The 17965-nt window shown below is 37.4% G+C and carries 15 protein-coding genes; 11 read left to right on the forward strand and 4 right to left on the reverse strand.

What is annotated here, in order from left to right; all coding sequences use genetic code 11:
• Window positions 1-4: 4 nt before the first annotated feature.
• Window positions 5-1219, forward strand: coding sequence for a type IX secretion system outer membrane channel protein PorV (gene porV / locus ABJH98_RS19235; protein ID WP_348309407.1), 1215 nt, complete (start codon window positions 5-7; stop codon window positions 1217-1219).
• Complete coding sequence (locus ABJH98_RS19240; protein WP_348309408.1) at window positions 1219-2487, forward strand: pitrilysin family protein; 1269 nt, start codon at window positions 1219-1221, stop codon at window positions 2485-2487. The genes porV and ABJH98_RS19240 overlap by 1 nt, the downstream gene beginning before the upstream one ends.
• Here ABJH98_RS19240 and ABJH98_RS19245 read toward each other — a convergent pair whose 3' ends face one another.
• Both ABJH98_RS19245 and hemA read right to left on the reverse strand, forming a co-directional pair.
• Window positions 2488-4695 carry a WG repeat-containing protein gene (locus ABJH98_RS19245; protein WP_348309409.1) on the reverse strand — a complete coding sequence of 736 codons (2208 nt, stop codon included), beginning with the start codon at window positions 4693-4695 and terminating at the stop codon, window positions 2488-2490.
• Window positions 4692-5972, reverse strand: a complete 1281-nt coding sequence (hemA, locus tag ABJH98_RS19250) for a glutamyl-tRNA reductase (RefSeq protein ID WP_348309410.1) — start codon at window positions 5970-5972, stop codon at window positions 4692-4694. The genes ABJH98_RS19245 and hemA overlap by 4 nt, the downstream gene beginning before the upstream one ends.
• A 188-nt stretch (window positions 5973-6160) precedes the next feature.
• Between hemA and guaB the strand changes: the two genes are divergently transcribed.
• The gene (guaB, locus tag ABJH98_RS19255) at window positions 6161-7630 is read left to right on the forward strand and encodes an IMP dehydrogenase (RefSeq protein ID WP_348309411.1); all 1470 of its coding nucleotides are present in this window, start codon (window positions 6161-6163) and stop codon (window positions 7628-7630) included.
• A 100-nt stretch (window positions 7631-7730) separates the two neighbouring features.
• On the opposite strand, the gene ABJH98_RS19260 is transcribed toward guaB, so the two are convergent.
• Window positions 7731-8327 (reverse strand): hypothetical protein, encoded by a 597-nt coding sequence (locus tag ABJH98_RS19260; RefSeq protein WP_348309412.1) that lies wholly within the window; start codon window positions 8325-8327, stop codon window positions 7731-7733.
• 2 nt (window positions 8328-8329) lie between these two features.
• Window positions 8330-9187 carry a metallophosphoesterase gene (locus ABJH98_RS19265; RefSeq protein ID WP_348309413.1) on the reverse strand — a complete coding sequence of 286 codons (858 nt, stop codon included), beginning with the start codon at window positions 9185-9187 and terminating at the stop codon, window positions 8330-8332.
• Window positions 9188-9362: 175 nt separating this feature from the next.
• Here ABJH98_RS19265 and ABJH98_RS19270 point away from each other — a divergent pair, with 175 nt between their 5' ends.
• The 8 genes from ABJH98_RS19270 (at window position 9363) to ABJH98_RS19305 (ending at window position 17887) form a co-directional block, all read left to right on the forward strand.
• Window positions 9363-9581, forward strand: a complete 219-nt coding sequence (locus tag ABJH98_RS19270) for a hypothetical protein (protein WP_348309414.1) — start codon at window positions 9363-9365, stop codon at window positions 9579-9581.
• A 375-nt stretch (window positions 9582-9956) separates the two neighbouring features.
• Window positions 9957-12011 carry a SpoIIE family protein phosphatase gene (locus tag ABJH98_RS19275; protein WP_348309415.1) on the forward strand — a complete coding sequence of 685 codons (2055 nt, stop codon included), beginning with the start codon at window positions 9957-9959 and terminating at the stop codon, window positions 12009-12011.
• A gap of 1 nt (window position 12012) precedes the next feature.
• The gene (locus ABJH98_RS19280; RefSeq protein WP_348309416.1) at window positions 12013-12354 is read left to right on the forward strand and encodes an STAS domain-containing protein; all 342 of its coding nucleotides are present in this window, start codon (window positions 12013-12015) and stop codon (window positions 12352-12354) included.
• A 1-nt stretch (window position 12355) separates the two neighbouring features.
• Window positions 12356-12775: an ATP-binding protein gene (locus ABJH98_RS19285; RefSeq protein ID WP_348309417.1), complete on the forward strand. Its 420-nt coding sequence runs from the start codon at window positions 12356-12358 to the stop codon at window positions 12773-12775.
• Complete coding sequence (locus tag ABJH98_RS19290; protein ID WP_348309418.1) at window positions 12772-14733, forward strand: peptidylprolyl isomerase; 1962 nt, start codon at window positions 12772-12774, stop codon at window positions 14731-14733. Before ABJH98_RS19285 ends, ABJH98_RS19290 begins: the two co-directional genes overlap by 4 nt.
• The gene (locus ABJH98_RS19295) at window positions 14723-15589 is read left to right on the forward strand and encodes a peptidyl-prolyl cis-trans isomerase (RefSeq protein ID WP_348309419.1); all 867 of its coding nucleotides are present in this window, start codon (window positions 14723-14725) and stop codon (window positions 15587-15589) included. The genes ABJH98_RS19290 and ABJH98_RS19295 overlap by 11 nt, the downstream gene beginning before the upstream one ends.
• On the forward strand, window positions 15576-16916 hold the full coding sequence (locus ABJH98_RS19300; RefSeq protein ID WP_348309420.1) for a peptidylprolyl isomerase: 1341 nt from the start codon (window positions 15576-15578) through the stop codon (window positions 16914-16916). The genes ABJH98_RS19295 and ABJH98_RS19300 overlap by 14 nt, the downstream gene beginning before the upstream one ends.
• Window positions 16917-16921: 5 nt before the next feature.
• Window positions 16922-17887, forward strand: a complete 966-nt coding sequence (locus ABJH98_RS19305; RefSeq protein WP_348309421.1) for a MoxR family ATPase — start codon at window positions 16922-16924, stop codon at window positions 17885-17887.
• The last annotated feature ends 78 nt before the right edge of the window (window positions 17888-17965 follow it).

The following is a 17965-nucleotide window of genomic DNA, read 5'->3' on the forward strand; positions in this document are numbered from 1 at the left end:
ATCTATGACAACAACAACATTCAAAAGGATTTTATTAGCAACAATCCTTTCAATTCCTAACCTAGTTGTGTTTGCGCAAACTCAGACTTCTGGTCAAGAAGGTAGTCGAGTTATTACAACAGCAGTGCCTTTTGTAAGTTTTGCCCCTGACTCCCGAGCTACTGGTATGGGAGATGCAGGTGTGGCTACTTCTCCAGATGCCAATAGTGTTCATTGGAACAATGGGAAATTGGCCTTCATTGAGCATAACTATGGTGCCTCATTATCTTATTCTCCTTGGCTGGGAAAAATAGTAGATGACATGTCACTTACCTACTTATCAGGCTACTACAAAATAGATAGAATTCAAACTGTTGGTGTATCTATGCGATACTTTGACTTAGGGAAAATTCATTTAACAGATGTGATAGGTGGAGATTTAGGAACTGAAAACCCTAGAGAAGTTGCGTTTGATGCAACATACTCCAGAAAATTGACGGAGAAAATAGGCATAGGTGTTTCCGCAAGATATATCTGGTCTAACCTGATTGGAAGTGGAACCAACGCAGCCAAAGCTGCAACCAGCTTTGCCGTTGATTTAGGGTTTTATTACACTAATCCTATTGTAATTGGTGGTAAAGATTCTGAAATATCTTTCGGTACAGCTATCACCAATATCGGTCAAAAAACAACTTATGGTACGGAAAGTGATGCGGATTTTATTCCTATAAATCTTCGAGTAGGAACCGCTATAAAAGTCGGACTAGATGCTTTCAATTCATTGACTTTTGCTCTTGACCTAAACAAATTGATGGTTCCTACTCCTCCTATTTATGCTTACGAGGAAGATGGTGAAACCCCTGTTATTGATAACAATGGAGACCAAGTCATATTGAAAGGTAAAGACCCTAATCGAAACCTCATGGCTGGTATGTTTGGCTCATTTACGGACGCACCTGATGGCTTCTCAGAAGAAATGCAAGAAATAATGATTTCCACAGGAGTCGAGTATTGGTATAAAGAACTCTTCGCAGCCCGCTTGGGTTATTTTTATGAAAACGAAAACAAAGGTGGTAGACAGTATCTTACCTTGGGTCTTGGATTGAGGTATCAAAAATTTGGAATTGATTTCTCTTACCTAGTTCCTGGTGACAACAATCATCCATTGGCAGAAACCATTCGTTTTTCTCTCCTATTCAACTTCGACAAAGCTGAAGTACAAGACACGACGGTGAATTGATGCTAGATAGATCTATTGCACCTCCAGCAGGCGAAATTGCTTTTAGTGGATTACCCAAGATCAACCAGCAATCTTCTACTGCTGGAATTGATATTTTTTGGCTTCAAGCTGGCGACCAACCTGTTGTTAAAATTGAACTTGTTTTTGAAGCTGGCATTTGGTTTGAGTCCAAAAAATCTGTCTCATGGCTAACGGCCAAAATGCTTGCCGAAGGAACCAAGAATAAAACAGCTCGCCAAATCACCGAAGGTTTTGAAAAACTCGGTGCGTTTCTGGAAATCAGCCCAGGTTTTGACGATGTTTCTATTACGGTGTATGGCCTGAAAAGAAATTTTAATCAGGTTATTTCCTTGCTCAATGAATTAATCAATGAGCCTGCTTTTCCAGAACCTGAGTTTGAAATTTTAAAATCCAACCGCAAGGATCAGATTGCATTAAATGACAACAAAAGCAATCTATTTGCCTCTAAGAAATTGCGAGAAGCTATCTATGGTTCTACTTATCCCTATGGACAAGCATTATGTTCTGATGATATTGATAATGTTCAAATTGAGGATCTGAAAAAATATTATACAGAGCGACTGTTTCATCAACCTAAAATTTACATCTCCGGACAGATAGATGAGCAATTATTAGCTGTATTAGAAACTCAGATTACCTTTCCAAAAAGTCTGGTATTCTCCAAAACAGAAATTGCACCTTATTCTAAACAGAGGAAAATCTATGTGGAAAAAGAGGGTAGCATGCAATCTTCAATTCGCATGGGCTGGTTGATCCCAGACAGGACTCAGAAAGACTATTTTGATTATCAAATTGCAAACAGTTTGTTAGGTGGATATTTTGGCTCTCGTTTGATGAAAAACATCCGTGAGGAAAAAGGATATACTTATGGAATCAATTCTTATCCAATACATTTAAAACACAGTTCGTTTGGGATGATTGGTGCTGATGTAGTAGCAGCCCACACACAAGATACTTTTGTCGAAATCAAAAATGAAATCGACAAATTACTAAATGACCCGATTCCAAAGGAAGAAATAGAAGTCCTTACCAACTATCTATCTGGTTCCTTTTTAGCTTCAATTGGCACTCCATTTCATGTGATGGAAAAATTCAAAAAGGTTCAAGAAGCTGGACTTGATGTCTCTTACTATGACCGATATTTTGAAGCTTTGAGAAATGCTAATGAGCAAACTATAAAAAAAGCGGTTGAAAAATTCTTCAATTTTGATGAGGCATACACTGCTATTGTAGGGCTGAATCAATAGTTATTCCAATTCTGCAGCTCCAGTTTCAAGACATATATATCTGCCACGAGAAATTTCTTGAATACTAAAATACTTTAGTGGAATACTATATCTCCCTGAGGAGTCTATGAGTCCGTACAGGCCTCTTCGAGAAACGATAAAGTGATCGTCCATGGTCGGTCGAATATCAGAATAAGAAGGCTGTAGTAATAAATCTCCGAATTGATTGAATAGTCCTTGTTTGCTTTCTTTTTTTGCTAACAAAAAATCATGCGTAGTAGACTCAAGAGTATCAAATTCGATCTTAATTTTTTCTTTACCTAAAGCATCTATAGCTCCGAATTTTCCATCTCTTCCAACTAGAGAAATTCCATTTCTAAAAGATGAGACATAAGTATATGTCGGCTGTATAATCAACTGTTCTTTCTTATCTATAAAGCCCCATTTATCATTCAAAGCAACAGCAGCCAAGCCTGAGGTGAAGGGTTTAGTTTTTTCGTATCTATTAGCTATGAGCAGCCTTTGTCCAAAATCCACAAAGCCATACTGACCATTCTTTTTGATACTGATAAAGCCTTCATTGACATGACAGATTTCTTGCGTCTCTTCAGATAAAGGCAAAATCCAGAACCCTTTGATATTCACAAGTCCTGTTTTCTTCGCTTGTTTGACGACGGCATAACGTTTATTTTTTGGCCCAGAGATACTGTCATATTCTGGATATAGAATGATTTCTCCCAAATGTGAGATAAGACCCACTTTCCCTTCAGCAGTAGATTCTAAGTATCCGAAAATATGGGGAGAAAGCTTGTTATAGGTTTGAAATAAAACTTTACCGCGATAATTGATCAAGTCGGTCCGGCCACGCTTTACAACTAGGGCAGTATTAGCCTTTTCGATAGTCACTTTATCATAATCCGATTCACCAATAAACTCACCAAACTGGCTAATTATACGCCTGGAACCTAAGTAATTCACTTCAGCTATATTTCCTTTAAACAATCCGACCTGATCAAATTTTGCTGCTATGGCCATTTTACCAGAATGGTCTATGTATCCCCAATACCCATTTCTTTTGATTGGGATTAAGTTATTACTTCCAACCAAAACAGAATCAAAGTTGAGTGTAGAGATATTGGAACCAAACTTGTTATAAATATCCCATAGACCATTGCTCTTTCCATACAGGTAGTTGTCATCGTAGAGTAAAGTGTCAAAACCATGCGCGTTCACAGACTCACCATTGTATTTGACAATGCGATACACACCATTTTTTAAGATCAAATTTTTACGAAAGGCTGCCAATTTTTTAAGGGATTGACCTCTATACACTACTTCAAATTCAGTATTTAAAATTTCATAAAAGTTATTACGTACAATTGCCATTAAGTCTGACGATAATTCAAACAGTGTATCGCAATCAAAAGATTTAAGAGCATTGTGATTGGCATCAAAAATTTGAAATTGCTTAAATCTCTCCAACTGATCCAAATTGTGTATGGATTTATATTCTGGCTTGAAAAGTACAGAACCTGCAGAGTCAATGGCTCCGACTTTTCCACCTTTCATTATCAAAGAATAATGCCATGAAGCTGGTGCAATACTGTCCAGAGTAGCTTCAATTTTAATTAATCCATTCTTGTGGATGATACCTTTTCGTTTGTTGATATCTGTAAAAACAAAAAGGTCATCTTTAAAATAAGATATTCCAACAAAGGTTGTTGGAAGGAGTAGGTTTCCTTGTTGATTCAATAGGCCATAATAGGATTTGCCTTTTTTTCTTTCTGAAACTAAGATCAAGTCATCCAAAGGCTTGAGCGAATGATATTTAAAATCAATCACTACCTCTCCCTTGAAATTAATGGCTCCATAAAAAAGCTCATTGGAGAACTTCCCTTTAACAGAAGCAATGATCAGGTTTTTATGAAAAGCTTGCAGCGAATAATACCTTGGACTTGTGATTACTTTATTGTTGGTGGATATAAGCCCCCAGTGATCATTTTTGTAACCGATCACATCATTGACAGGCATACTCAATCCATGACTCCAACCTACCTGATCATAAATAGCTGGAATGAGTACTTGACCATCCGAGGCTTTAAGACCTGTTTTATTATTCTCCTGATAAAATTCAAAAGAAGATTGGCAAAGCACAATTTCTGTTTGAAATTGTAAAAAAGCTGTAAGAAGAAAGGTTGTTAAATAGGTGACAATTGGTTTTATACTCACCCTTTGGATTTAATTTTTTCCGACTGTTCTTCAAGATTAAACAAGTCGTTTAGAACTTCTATCAATGAGTCTGCTTCTCCTCTTTGACAAGCCGCTTTCAATTGTAACACTGGCAATTTGATGATTTTTTGCATCATGTTTTTCGTCGCTTTGTCAAGCAGTTCAGCTTCGGCACTGTTTGCCTTTTTAAGATGGCGTGCAATTTCTGTCTGACGAATATCTTCAAGCGCATTTTTCAATTTGTTGATCACAGGAGAAACTTCCATTTCTTTTGACCAATTGCCAAATTCTTCCATGGCTTCAGCGATAATCCCTTTAACATCAGGAATAGCTGCCAATCTTTTTTCTAACGCTTCTGTGGCTTTAGCTTGAATGCTGTCAATATTATAAAGTAATAATCCGTTCACCTCTTCGATATCCTGATCAATACTTCTAGGCATCGACAAATCGAAAAGATATTTATGGCTTAAGACCTTATGGTTACCAAAAGTATCTTTAGTAATAAGAGGACTCTCCACACGAACAGACGAAATGATTACGTCAGCATCAAGTATGGCTTGCTGGCGATTTTCAAACGGTATGACTGCATAATCAAATTCTTCCGCCAAGACATTTGCTTTTTCAATACTTCGATTGCAAATGACTACTTCTTTTTCATCTACGTGCTCTAGGTTACGAACCACATCTTCACCAATCTCACCCAGTCCAAGAACCAAAATATTTGGTTTTTCATGAGCGATGGTCAATTCATTAATCAACTCAACTGCAGCATACGACACAGATGCCGCCCCATCTCTAAAGGCAGTTTCTTGTACCACTCGCTTATTTGTAAAGAAGATTGTATGCAATAATCTGTGTAAGAAAGGGCCGATGATATTTTGATCAGCTGCTAATTGATAAGCTGATTTGATCTGGTTGATGATTTGTAAATCTCCTACAACCTGAGCTTCCAATCCTATAGATACATTAAACAAATGCAAAACGGCTTGCTTATGCTCATTAAGATTAGAAAAATATTTTTTGTAAGCTGAAATGTCAGACATGCCTTTTACGATACCTATCAATTTGATGATGGTTTCGTAATGGTCTGAAGGAGAAGAATAATAAACTTCTGTGCGATTGCATGTAGAAATAATCAATGCTTCTGAGATATCTGCATAATCTTCTATCAATTCGAGAAGCCGCTTGCTTAGCGTTTCATCGAATGCCACCATTTCCCGTACGTCAACTGGCGTGTTTTTATATGATAAACTGACCGCCTTGAATTGATTGTGCATACACTTACTATTCGAACAGGCAAAATTAACCCAAAAAGGAATATATTATATGACAAGAATCATGTCATTTCTTATTTAGAATAGATATAAATAAATGCCTCAACACAAAAAATAATCTAAGGGTTCATGCATATTCATAACATTTTTGACCCTAGTTTTGCACGGCAAATAAAAACACTTATTTGCACATGCATTTCGACAGTTCTAAATTGGTTTTTGAGGCGCTCACCTACGATGACGTGCTTCTGCTCCCAGGTTATTCAGAAGTTTTACCCAGAGATACAGACACAAGTACTTATCTCACGAAAAACATCAAATTAAACATTCCTTTGGTCTCAGCTGCGATGGATACCGTAACTGAATCTGACTTGGCCATTGCCATGGCTTTGGAAGGTGGTATTGGTTTTATTCATAAGAACATGACCATCGAAAAACAAGCGGCTCAGGTTCGCAAAGTGAAACGATCGCAAAGCGGAATGATTCTCGATCCTGTTACACTTCACGGAGATGCAACGGTAGGTGATGCCTTGGCTGCCATGAAAGAACATAAAATTGGCGGGATTCCTGTGATTAACAAGGATAAGATTTTGGAAGGTATTATTACCAACCGTGATTTGAGATTTCAAAAAAACAAAAAGCTCTTAATCAAAGAGATCATGACCAAAGACAATCTAATCACTGCCAAAGACGGCATTGGATTGGAAGGAGCAGAAGAAATCTTGCAAGAATATAAAATCGAAAAACTGCCGATCGTGAATGAGTCAGGCAAAATGACTGGACTCATCACCTATAAGGATATCCTTAAGAACAAGGACAAGCCTAACGCCTGTAAGGATGAATTTGGTAGACTAAGAGTAGGTGCAGCTGTGGGGGTAACACCAGATATCAAAGAAAGAATTCAAAAACTGATTGAAGCAGGTGTAGATGTCGTATCAATTGATACCGCTCACGGACACTCTAAAGGAGTGATTGATACCTGTAAAACCATCAAGAAAGCCTATCCAGACTTGGATGTGATCGTAGGAAACATCGCTACTGCCGAAGCTGCAGTTGCCTTGGCTGATGCTGGCGCTGATGCTATCAAAGTGGGTGTAGGGCCTGGTAGTATTTGTACCACCAGAATTATTGCTGGCGTAGGCATGCCACAGCTCTCTGCTGTCTACGAAGCAGCCAAAGCCGTCGAAGGCAGAGGTGTTCCAATCATTGCAGATGGTGGTATCCGATTCTCTGGTGACTTTGTGAAGGCGATAGTAGCTGGTGCGAATTGTATCATGATTGGTTCACTTCTAGGTGGTACAGAAGAAGCTCCTGGTGAAGTGATCATCTATGAAGGCAGAAAATTCAAGACTTACAGAGGCATGGGTTCTGTAGAAGCCATGGAGGACGGGTCGAAAGATCGCTACTTCCAGGATGCAGAAGACGATGTGAAAAAATTGGTACCAGAAGGTATCGTAGGTCGCGTACCATACAAAGGCATGGTGGCTGAAGTACTTTATCAACTGACAGGCGGACTAAAAGCAGGCATGGGCTACGCTGGAGCTTCCACAGTAGAAGGCCTGAAAAAAGGCAAATTCGTAAAAATCACAGGTGCAGGCATGGCAGAGTCACATCCACACGATATTCAGATTACAAGAGAGGCACCGAATTATAGTAGGTAAGAAAATAAAATTTCAAAGCCCAATCAATTGATTGGGCTTTGAAATTTATCTCTGTAGTACGACAGGATGGTATTTTGAAAGTTTTTCTTTTTATAATCAACTATTTAAAACGGAAATTAAGGCCTAGCCCTAAATTAAATATCTCAGAGAATTTTATTGTCGCAGGATTCCGAATTAAAGCTTCGACCTCAACTTGATTAGTTCCTATTTCATAAAAAAAGCCTACTCTGCTAAAAGGCCCTGCGGCCATTTTTTTATCCACTTTTCCACCCATGAAGGCAGTAAACATAAAATTATACGGAACAATAGGATAAGTATCAGTATTTGGTGAGGTGATATTACTCATATTCACCGTCAGTCCTAATGACAATGGGTATAATTGAAATGTTTTATAATTATACTCCAAAAAATAAAAAGTCTGTTTTAATGTATAAATATACATGTGCTTTCCTGCCTTCGATTCAGGTACATATCCAAAATAAAAGTCCGATTGAAAATGATTGGTTTTACCATACAAATAGCCTACTCCAGCTGAAAACATACCAATTCCACCTGCAAACTGAATGTTGGCATGACTTGGAACGTACCACTTTCTATCCTCAGAAGTAGTCGAAGAATCAGATGTTGAAGAATGAATGTCTTGAGAATTAGCCTGAACTGCAATACACATTACAAGCAAAAAGATGAAAATGCGCATGGCTAGTAAATTTTATACTTAAAAATAGTGGTGTCCGAGACAGAGATAAGTCCATAACTTCTTTGCCACCATTTATTTTCCTTTACTTGTTTTACACTAGTTACTTGCAGGTAAATCTTTTTATCAGGGTAAGGTCGTGATATCTTCCATTTGTGGCTATGCGAATGAAGGGAGGCTATGACTTTAGGGCTTGAGCCTATGGCATTGGCAAAATCATACTCAAGTTCGGCATCAAAAAACACATGATCATAAGGTGCTACATGAGAAATGACATAAACCTTATCAATATCGTCATTTGCATCAGCCGCATCTATTTCACTTTGCAGCCATGATATATCAGGAACTTTCCCATTCCAATTCCATTCTTTTGAGTTAGTATCGATACAAATAAATTTTGTGTGTTTGTACTCAAAAGAAAAATCTCTTTCGCCAAACATGGCCTCGAAAATATTCTCAGCATTTCTCTCAAAATCATGGTTTCCTACAATTCCAAAATATGGTATATTCAACCGCTCCAATTCTCTATGTAACCATTTGTATTCTTTACTAGTGCCTTTCTGAACTAAATCACCTGCTAACAACATAAAATCGATCCCTTCTATATTATTAAGCTGATCAACCAGTATTTTCAATTCATCTGTAGCAAATTGAGTATCTGCAGCAAATACAAAACGGACAGTATCGTCACCTTCCTTGCTTAGAAGCTCTTCATAGTTTTTTCTATTGAGATCTTTCTGAGACTCATCCAATGAAATAGCATTTGGACTATATTGAAAAAGGTCTATACAAGAATACAGGAAAACCATTGAAACAATCAAAAGAAAGGAATAGCGCATTTGCATTTTTAGTATTGCATCCATAAACATAATAATTCAGCTTTATTAAAAATGTCAGGTATTCTATATAGTAAATATAAGTTAATAAATCCTTAGACCTTATGTAGGTGTTCTTTCTACCTAGTTCGAATGTTACTTACGAACCTTCATGAAATAGAATTAACACCAATTCGTTCACTTTGATAAAAGTCTTTTAGTCATGAACGTAGCAGAGTTACAACTTCATCAAGCTATTGATTCCATAACGGATGGAGCCAAATTAGAGGCCATTTACACTTTGCTGCAAAAGTCAGAAGGCCCGCATAAAAAAATGTCAATGGATGAATCTGTTGAGGCCATTGATGAATCCAGAAAACAAATAGAAAAAGGAGACTTTCTCAGTAATGAAGATTTAGAAAAAGAATCTAAAAACTGGTGAACAGGAAAAAAGTGATTTGGCCGAAAAGGGCTCAAGAATCATTGAAATATCATCATAATTATATCAAGCAGGAATCTCCCTCTGCGACACAAAAAGTCAGAACAGAAATTATTAACTCCTCAAAAAAATTAATCCACTTTCAAGAAAAATTTCAAGCAGATGAATACTATCCCAATAATCAAGGAAAAATAAGAAGATACTCAAGTGGAGTTATTGTATAATTTATGAAATCAATGAAAATACGATTGACATACTCAATGTTCTACATACCAGTCATGAAGCTAGCCAGATCTAATCATAGATCAATAGTAAACCTTATAGGTTTTGAAAACCTATAAGGTTTGAGCTAAATTGCCCCGGTTATCAACTCATTGAATGATTTCACAAAAAGGCATCATTAGATTAAGTGTAATCCTTGGGATTATTTTCTGGTCACTATTCACCATAGTAGATCTAATGGCGCTATTTAGTGAGCTCAACGGCATTGCCTTTGGTTTCCCGCCTTTTGTGTCGAATGCTCTTTTGGCTCTATTTATTATCTCACTTATCCTTTTTTATCGCTTTAATATAGGACAAGCCGAAAGCGTCAATTTTGTCGATCTGCTCTGGCGCGTATTTGTCTCAGGTCTCATTGCCACTGTAGTTACACTTTGTATCGAATTCTTCTTCACCATTTTCGCGTCCAGCAAAGTCGGTAGCAATACACTGGTGATCAATTTTCTCTACCACATCAACATTGGGCTGATCATTGCCTTTCTGGTGTCGACTTTCATAGTCTGGAAACGATTGATTCTATATCAAAAATCAAAAACGCTCTTGGCTACCTGGCAGCTCTATGAATATGCACTTTTGGGTACATTGATTTTCGATTTGTTTTCGCATGATTATCAAGATCCTGCGTTTTTATCTGTTTATGCCATTCTTGTATTAATTGGATTGTATCTCTCCTTTAACCTAAAGTGGATTGCCTATCTGAATTTCAAACAAAAGTGGCGCAGTATTCTCTTCGTGCTGTTAGTTATTATTTACATCTGGTACTTCTTTAAGACCTTGATGTTCTTCTCGGAGAAGGTTCAACTGGTGAGAGATTTATTAGATAGTGTGTTCATTTTAGCGTTGATTACATTTATCATAGTCTATTGTGTGATTGCCTTGCTGGTCATTCTTTTTAATCTGCCAACCACCTCAGTATTCGAAAAAAAATTAGAAGAAGCGGTCAATTTCCAGCGTTTGAGTCAATCGATTCCTGCCGGAGAAAGTGAGGAGAAAGTGTATGAAATCTTACTTGACAGTTCGGTCAGTGCGGTGTACTCTGAGGCAGCTTGGCTACAAATTTCTGACCCAAGTAAAAACGTAGAAGTCACCTTAACCCACAATTTGGATAAAGAACTGATTCCAGTAATTAGTAAAGCGGTAAACAACAGTCGCTTTAAAAAAATATTAAATTCTGACTTCGACAGAAATCCGAAGTCACTCAAAATCTCAGCGAATCTCAAAGAGGTCAACTTCAGATCGATCTTACAATTTCCAGTAACAGTAAAAGGAGAAAAAATCGGTGTGCTAGCCTTGCTTAAGGAAGTGAACGACGGCTTCAACAAAGAGATGATTGACATCATTGATACGTTCGTAAATCAGGCCAGTATTTCTGTAGAAAATTTTCGTCTTCTAAATGACGCCATCGTTAACGAACGTTACAAAGAAGAACTTAAAATTGCCAATCGAGTTCAGAACAAACTATTGCCTGATAGACTTGAACCTTGCGAGGCATACGATATTCATGCCTATTCGCAAGCGGCAGATGAAGTCGGAGGAGATTATTACGACGTTTATCCTTTGGACGAAGAACGAACTGCTTTGATTATAGGCGATGTTTCTGGCAAAGGAACTTCAGCAGCCTTCCACATGGCACAAATGAAGGGTGTTTTCCAAAGCTTGGTACAACTCGACCTCGACCCGAAAGAATTTTTGGTTCATGCCAACAACGCACTGAGCAGATGTTTAGAAAGTACTTCGTTTATCACAGTTTCCTTTTTTGTGATTGATAGTAAAAAGAAACTAGTACAATTCGCTCGCGCTGGTCACTGTCCTTCGCTTTATTATAGTGCCCAGACGAAGGAAACGAAATATTTTAAGAATCGCGGATTGGGATTAGGAATATTAAGAAACTTCAATTTCCATAAATACGTACAGGTTAACGAGTTTACATATCAGACCAATGACGTTTTGGTATTGTATACCGACGGGATAACCGAAGCCTGCAACGATAAAAAGGAGCAGTTTGGCTATGAAAGATTACAAAGTGCATTGACCAGGCACGCCGACCAATCACCTTCTACTATTCAACAAGGTATAATCAAAGATCTCTACAAATTTTGTGGTAAGGAATCATTGAATGATGACTACACCCTTTTAATTGTGAAATTTAATTAGAATGATAAAAATAGATAATCATATCAATGACGATCCAGCTTACTACCAGCTTTCAATTGGTGGTGAGGTAGATGCTTCTTCCTCCATTCATTTGGAAGAAAGTTTGAAGAATGCCATGGCGGCTAGCAAAAAGATTATAGTGGATCTAGCTGAGCTCGAATACATCTCTTCAGCTGGTTTAGGTGTATTTATGTCCATCATTCAGGATTTAGAAAACGAAGGGATACAATTTGTGATCTACGGGATGATGCCGAAGGTATTTGAAGTGTTTGAAATATTAGGATTGAATCAATTGATTACAATCAAAAAAGATAAAGAAGAGGCGCTAGAAGCCATTAAATAAAATGCATCAGTTTAAAACCAATTGTAAAAGAGAGCGGCTTAAAGAAATCCGGCACTTTGTGGCGGAGGTGCTAGCTGATATTGGTTTGTCTGAAATAGATGCGCACAAAATAATCTTAGCGGTAGATGAAGTCTGCGCTAACTTGATTATTCATTCTAATAAATGCAATCCTTCGGAATGTTTGGAGTTATTCATTGAGGACCACGGAAAAGATGGTGTCTTATTTGAAATCATTGACTACGGCATTGGTTTCAATTACAACAATTATAAAGAACCCAATTTGGAAGAAATCATTCGCAAAAGAAAGAAAGGTGGTTTGGGTATTATGTTGGTCAAAAATATAATGGACACTGTGGAGTTCAAAAATGAAGAAAATAAGAATATTTGCAGAATGATTAAAAAGATTACCAAAGACAAATGATCCAACCTTCCCGACTTTCTCTTCTCTTTTTTTATTTCTTCTTTCCGACTTTATTATTCGCTCAGTCCGACAAAGAAGATGAAACTCTTTTTCAGTTAGGCGAAGAATCATTCGGCATAAAAGCATTTAATTATTACTTCTTAAAAAACACCGAAGAGCCTTCAGCTGACAGCGCAAAAATCAAAGTAAATGAATACTTGGATTTGTATGTAAATTTCAGACTGAAAGTCAAAGAGGCTATCAATTTAGGCCAGGATCAAACCCCAGAATTCAAACAAGAGTTTGAAACCTACAAAAAGCAATTGGCGGAACCCTACCTGATGCAAACCAAAGTAAATGATGAAATGGTCGAAGAGGCCTATGCTCGCATGAAACTGGAAGTATCTGCTTCACATATTTTAGTAAAGTCGGAAGGACAAGGCAACCCAGAGGATACACTTAAGGCATATAACAAGGCATTGGGCTTAAAAAAACGGATTATAAATGGAGAATCATTTGCCGCCGTTGCCGCTAAAGAATCTGACGATCCTAGTGCCAAACAAAATAGCGGATTTCTAGGGTACTTCTCCGCGCTACAGATGGTTTACCCTTTTGAAAATGCAGTGTACGACAACAAAGTGGGAGAAGTTGTAGGGCCTATCAAAACCAGATTCGGCTATCACATCATTCAAATCAAGGATAAGAGAGAGGCAAGAGGAGAAGTGTTGACTGCTCATATCATGATTCGCTCCAAACCAGATAGTGCTTCAGTAGCTGTAGCTAAAGACAAAGCCACGTCTATTTATCAGAATTTAAAGCAAGGAGCAGATTGGAATGAACAATGCAAATTGTATTCTGATGACGTAAGAACTAAACCACAAAATGGAAAACTACAATGGTTTGGAACTGGAAATTTGGTGCCTGAGTTTGAAAATGCAGCTTTTGCGCTACAAGAAAAAGGAGATATTTCAGAGCCTGTTCAAACCCGTTTTGGTTGGCATATTATTAAACTCCTTGACAAAAAAGGAATGGCTCCTCTGGATGAAATAAAAGCAGATCTCGAGAAAAAAATAGCAAGAGATACAAGAGCAGCTGATAAAAAATCTGTGACACTCGCAAAGTTGAAAGCATCTCAAAATTTTGAACTAAATACTACAGTACACAGTCAATTGGTCACTCATTTTGATTCCTCGCTTTTAGAAGCCAAATGGAATTATTTGAATACCAAAGCTGATTTAGATCAAGCTTTATTTTCTACTAATGGAAATGATTACAATCTGAAAACTTTTTTTGATTTTGTTGAACAAAAACAGAAAAAGAGAAAGCTTACTTCTGTACCTGACTATGTGCAGCAACTATACAACCAATTTGAAGAAAAAAGCATTTTTGATGAAGAGTTGAAGCTGATAGAAGCAAACAACTATGATTACCAAATGGTTTTAGATGAGTACCGAAGTGGTATTTTGTTATTCAATTTGATGGAAAAAGAAGTTTGGAATAAAGCCATGGTAGATAGTATAGGCCTGCTGGATTTTTATGAGAAGAACAAAAAGAAAAATTACAAAATGGCCGAACATGCAGTCGTTCGTCGCTTTGTATCAAAGGATTCCACCTTGCTTCAAAACGTCAGCACACAGCTGGAACTCACAAATTCCGAATTGGATAGTCTATTCAATAGTGAAGAACCATTAACTTTGCAGACTTTTGATGAAAAAATTGAGAGAGGAAAAAAGGAATGGCTAGATGCCCATTGGCAAGTAGGCAGCTCCGTTCAGAATATCAAAAACTACTTTACACTTTGGATAATTGTATCTATTGAGCCTGAAGGCTACAAGCCGCTGAAAGATATTAGAGGCTTAGTCATATCTGATTATCAGAATGAACTAGAAAAACAATGGCTGAAGACGTTGAGTAAAAAATACCCAATGAAATTAAACCGGTCAGTGTTGAAATCATATATTGAAGAATTTGAGAATTAGAACATACTTAGCGGGTATTATTATTTTATGGATGTCCTCCTGTGAACAACTCTATAATGTGGATACATCTGAAGAAATAGATCATAGAGTGAAGATAGCTCGGGTCAATGATATCTACCTCTACGATGAAGACATTAGCAGCTTGGTTCCAAAAGGTAGCCAGGCAGACAGTAGTATGGTGGTCTCTAAATATGTAGACACCTGGGTCAAAAAACAACTGACAATTGCGAGAGCTTCTACCGAACTTGATTTTGATGAGGCTAAAATTGAGCGGAAAATTTTGGACTATCGTTATGCGCTGATGGTGCATGAATTTGAAATGCATTACATCAATCAGCACCTCGATAAAGAAACTTCTAATGAGGAAATAGAGAAGTACTACAATGAAAAGTTTGAAAACTTTGTACTTCGTCAAAATATAATGAGATGCTTATTTGCCATGGTACCAGTGGAGGCACCACAAATTGAGAATTTCAGAAAACTAATCAGAACCTATCCAGATTCTAATCTTGAAGAAATCCAATCTTACTGCTATCGATTTGCGTCTAAATCCTCATTGGAAATAGACCTTTGGATCAATTTTGATGAAGTTATTAGCAATACACCACTGATCAGTGTCCAGGAAAAAGCGGACTTTTTAAAGAACAATAGTTTTGTTGAAACATCAGATGAAAATTACTATTACTTTATACGAGTATTAGATTACAAAATATCCGATCAGATTGCTCCACTTAGTTATATCAAAGATGACATTGAAAGCATATTAATCAATAAGAAAAAAGTGGAATTAAGAAAGGAATTAGAAGAAGAGGTTTACAAAGTAGCGAAGGAAAACAATGAATTTGAAGTATATTAAATTAACGTTGATAGGGCTGTTGATGAGTTCAATAGGCACCGTTCAGGCTCAATCGGACGAAAAAGGTGTAGTGATTGATAGAATCATCGCCAAAGTGGATGATTATATTGTTCTCAAGTCTGAATTAGACCGCGCCTATCTTGAATTTTTATCAAGAGGTGAATTGTCTCAAGGCAATGCCAAATGTCAAATATTAGAATCTTTGGTTATCAATAAAATGATGGTAGCTAAAGCTGAAATAGATTCAATCTACGTTTTAGATGTAGAAGTAGAAAGCAATTTAGATCGACGAATGTCCTATTTCATTCAGCAGATTGGTTCAGAAGAAAAACTAGAGGAAATCTACAACAAATCAATCGAGGAGTTCAAAGCTGAGTTGTTTGACCAGATCAAAGAACAGATGATCGTTCAGAAAATGCAAGGCACCATTGGAGAAGATGTATCTGTCACTCCTGCAGAAGTAAAAAAATTCTATAACCAAATCCCAGCTGATAGTTTACCTTACTTTTCAACGGAAGTTACAATTGGTCAAATTGTAAAAGTTCCAGATGTCAATGATGATCGAAAAGCAGAAATCAAACAGCAATTAATTGATTTTAAAAAACGAATCCAAAATGGAGAAAACTTTGGGCAACTGGCTAAAAAGTATTCTCAGGATCCCGGATCTGCAAGCAATGGTGGCGAATTAGGCTTTTTCAAAAGAGGCGAATTGGCTCCAGAATTTGAAGCGGCTGCTTTGAGCATGAAACCAGGAGAGATTTCCAGACCCGTAGAAACGCAATTTGGTATTCACTTGATTCAATTGATCGAAAGAAGGGGAAACACCTATAACTCCAGACATATTCTGATTATTCCACAGCCAAGTGTGAATGATATTGATGATGCAAAAAATTACCTAGACAGTCTAAGAACTGCCGTACTTGTAGACAGCATTCGGTTTGAAGTATTGGCTAAAGAACATTCCGACGATCAGATTACAAGCGGCAATGGTGGATTTTTTAGTGATGCTACTGGTGCCATGCGAGTTTCAGTAGAGGAATTAGACCCCACCTTGTTTTTTACCATCGATACCATGGCGGTAGGTACGATCACTAAACCTATGGAATTCAGAATGGCTGATGGTACAGACGCTGTGCGAATTATAATGTATAAGGAACGCGTTGCTCCACATCAAGCCAATTTGTTAGAAGATTATCAAAAAATAAGAGCGGCCACTGTCGCCAATAAACGCAACCAAATAATGTCAAAGTGGTTTAAAGATGCTCAAGGAGAAGTTTATATCCATGTGGATCCTGAGTATGAATATTGCCGAATTTTGATAAATTAACATCTATGAGTGAATTTGCGACCGAAGTAGAAGCTGCAGATGCTTTGCATGAAGCTTACATCAATTTAAAAAAGGAAATTTCTAAAGTAATCGTAGGGCAAGATGAAGTAGTCAAACTACTGATTACTTCCATTTTTTGTCAAGGGCACGCACTTCTAGTTGGGGTGCCTGGACTTGCCAAAACCCTTTTGATTCGAACCATCGCTTCTGCGCTGCATTTAGATTTTAATAGAATTCAGTTTACACCAGATTTGATGCCATCTGATATTTTGGGTGCAGAAACGCTAGATAAAGACAGAAATTTCAAATTTATCAAAGGACCCATCTTTTCCAATATCATTTTGGCGGATGAGATCAACAGAACTCCTCCAAAAACTCAATCTGCATTGCTTGAATCTATGCAGGAGTACTCCGTGACCGTAGCTGGTAAACATTGGAAGTTAGACGAACCATTTTTTGTTTTGGCCACTCAAAACCCTATAGAACAAGAGGGGACTTATCCATTGCCAGAAGCGCAACTCGATAGATTCATGTTTATGATCAATTTAGATTACCCTTCGTATGAGTCGGAAATCGATATTGTGAAAAATGAATCAGCAAATGCCATAAGCGACGTTCAAGGCATATTAGATTCAAAACAAATAATTGAATTTCAGCGTCTCGTAAATAAAGTTCCAGTTGCTGATAACGTGATCGAATATGCGGTAAACCTAGTCCATAAAAGCAGACCTGATTCTGATCGAGCTTCGGATATTGCCAAGTCCTATTTAGAGTGGGGAGCTGGCCCAAGAGCTTCCCAGTTCCTCATCAAAGGTGCAAAATGCAATGCCATTCTTAATGGCAAATATTCTCCTGATATTGAAGATGTTCAAGCCGTAGCTGAACCTATTCTTCGTCATAGAATTGTTAGAAATTTTAAAGCAGAAGCAGAAGGCGTTTCAATTAGCAAGATCATCGCTGACATTCTCTAAATAAATAAGGTTTGAATATATGAATGGGTGTTAAGCTCTCTTACAATTTTTTTATATTTGTAGCAGTGCATTAAGAAC

The sequence above is a fragment of the Reichenbachiella sp. genome, from assembly GCF_039969095.1.
Lineage (GTDB): Bacteria > Bacteroidota > Bacteroidia > Cytophagales > Cyclobacteriaceae > Reichenbachiella.

What these genes read in the sequence shown, in the direction of transcription:
- porV (WP_348309407.1), top strand. Translation starts at nt 5, where the DNA reads ATGACAACAACAACATTCAAAAGGATTTTATTAGCAACAATCCTTTCA.
- ABJH98_RS19240 (WP_348309408.1), top strand. Translation starts at nt 1,219, where the DNA reads ATGCTAGATAGATCTATTGCACCTCCAGCAGGCGAAATTGCTTTTAGT.
- hemA (WP_348309410.1), bottom strand. Translation starts at nt 5,972, where the DNA reads ATGCACAATCAATTCAAGGCGGTCAGTTTATCATATAAAAACACGCCA.
- guaB (WP_348309411.1), top strand. Translation starts at nt 6,161, where the DNA reads ATGCATTTCGACAGTTCTAAATTGGTTTTTGAGGCGCTCACCTACGAT.
- ABJH98_RS19260 (WP_348309412.1), bottom strand. Translation starts at nt 8,327, where the DNA reads ATGCGCATTTTCATCTTTTTGCTTGTAATGTGTATTGCAGTTCAGGCT.
- ABJH98_RS19265 (WP_348309413.1), bottom strand. Translation starts at nt 9,187, where the DNA reads ATGGATGCAATACTAAAAATGCAAATGCGCTATTCCTTTCTTTTGATT.
- ABJH98_RS19270 (WP_348309414.1), top strand. Translation starts at nt 9,363, where the DNA reads ATGAACGTAGCAGAGTTACAACTTCATCAAGCTATTGATTCCATAACG.
- ABJH98_RS19275 (WP_348309415.1), top strand. Translation starts at nt 9,957, where the DNA reads ATGATTTCACAAAAAGGCATCATTAGATTAAGTGTAATCCTTGGGATT.
- ABJH98_RS19280 (WP_348309416.1), top strand. Translation starts at nt 12,013, where the DNA reads ATGATAAAAATAGATAATCATATCAATGACGATCCAGCTTACTACCAG.
- ABJH98_RS19285 (WP_348309417.1), top strand. Translation starts at nt 12,356, where the DNA reads ATGCATCAGTTTAAAACCAATTGTAAAAGAGAGCGGCTTAAAGAAATC.
- ABJH98_RS19290 (WP_348309418.1), top strand. Translation starts at nt 12,772, where the DNA reads ATGATCCAACCTTCCCGACTTTCTCTTCTCTTTTTTTATTTCTTCTTT.
- ABJH98_RS19305 (WP_348309421.1), top strand. Translation starts at nt 16,922, where the DNA reads ATGAGTGAATTTGCGACCGAAGTAGAAGCTGCAGATGCTTTGCATGAA.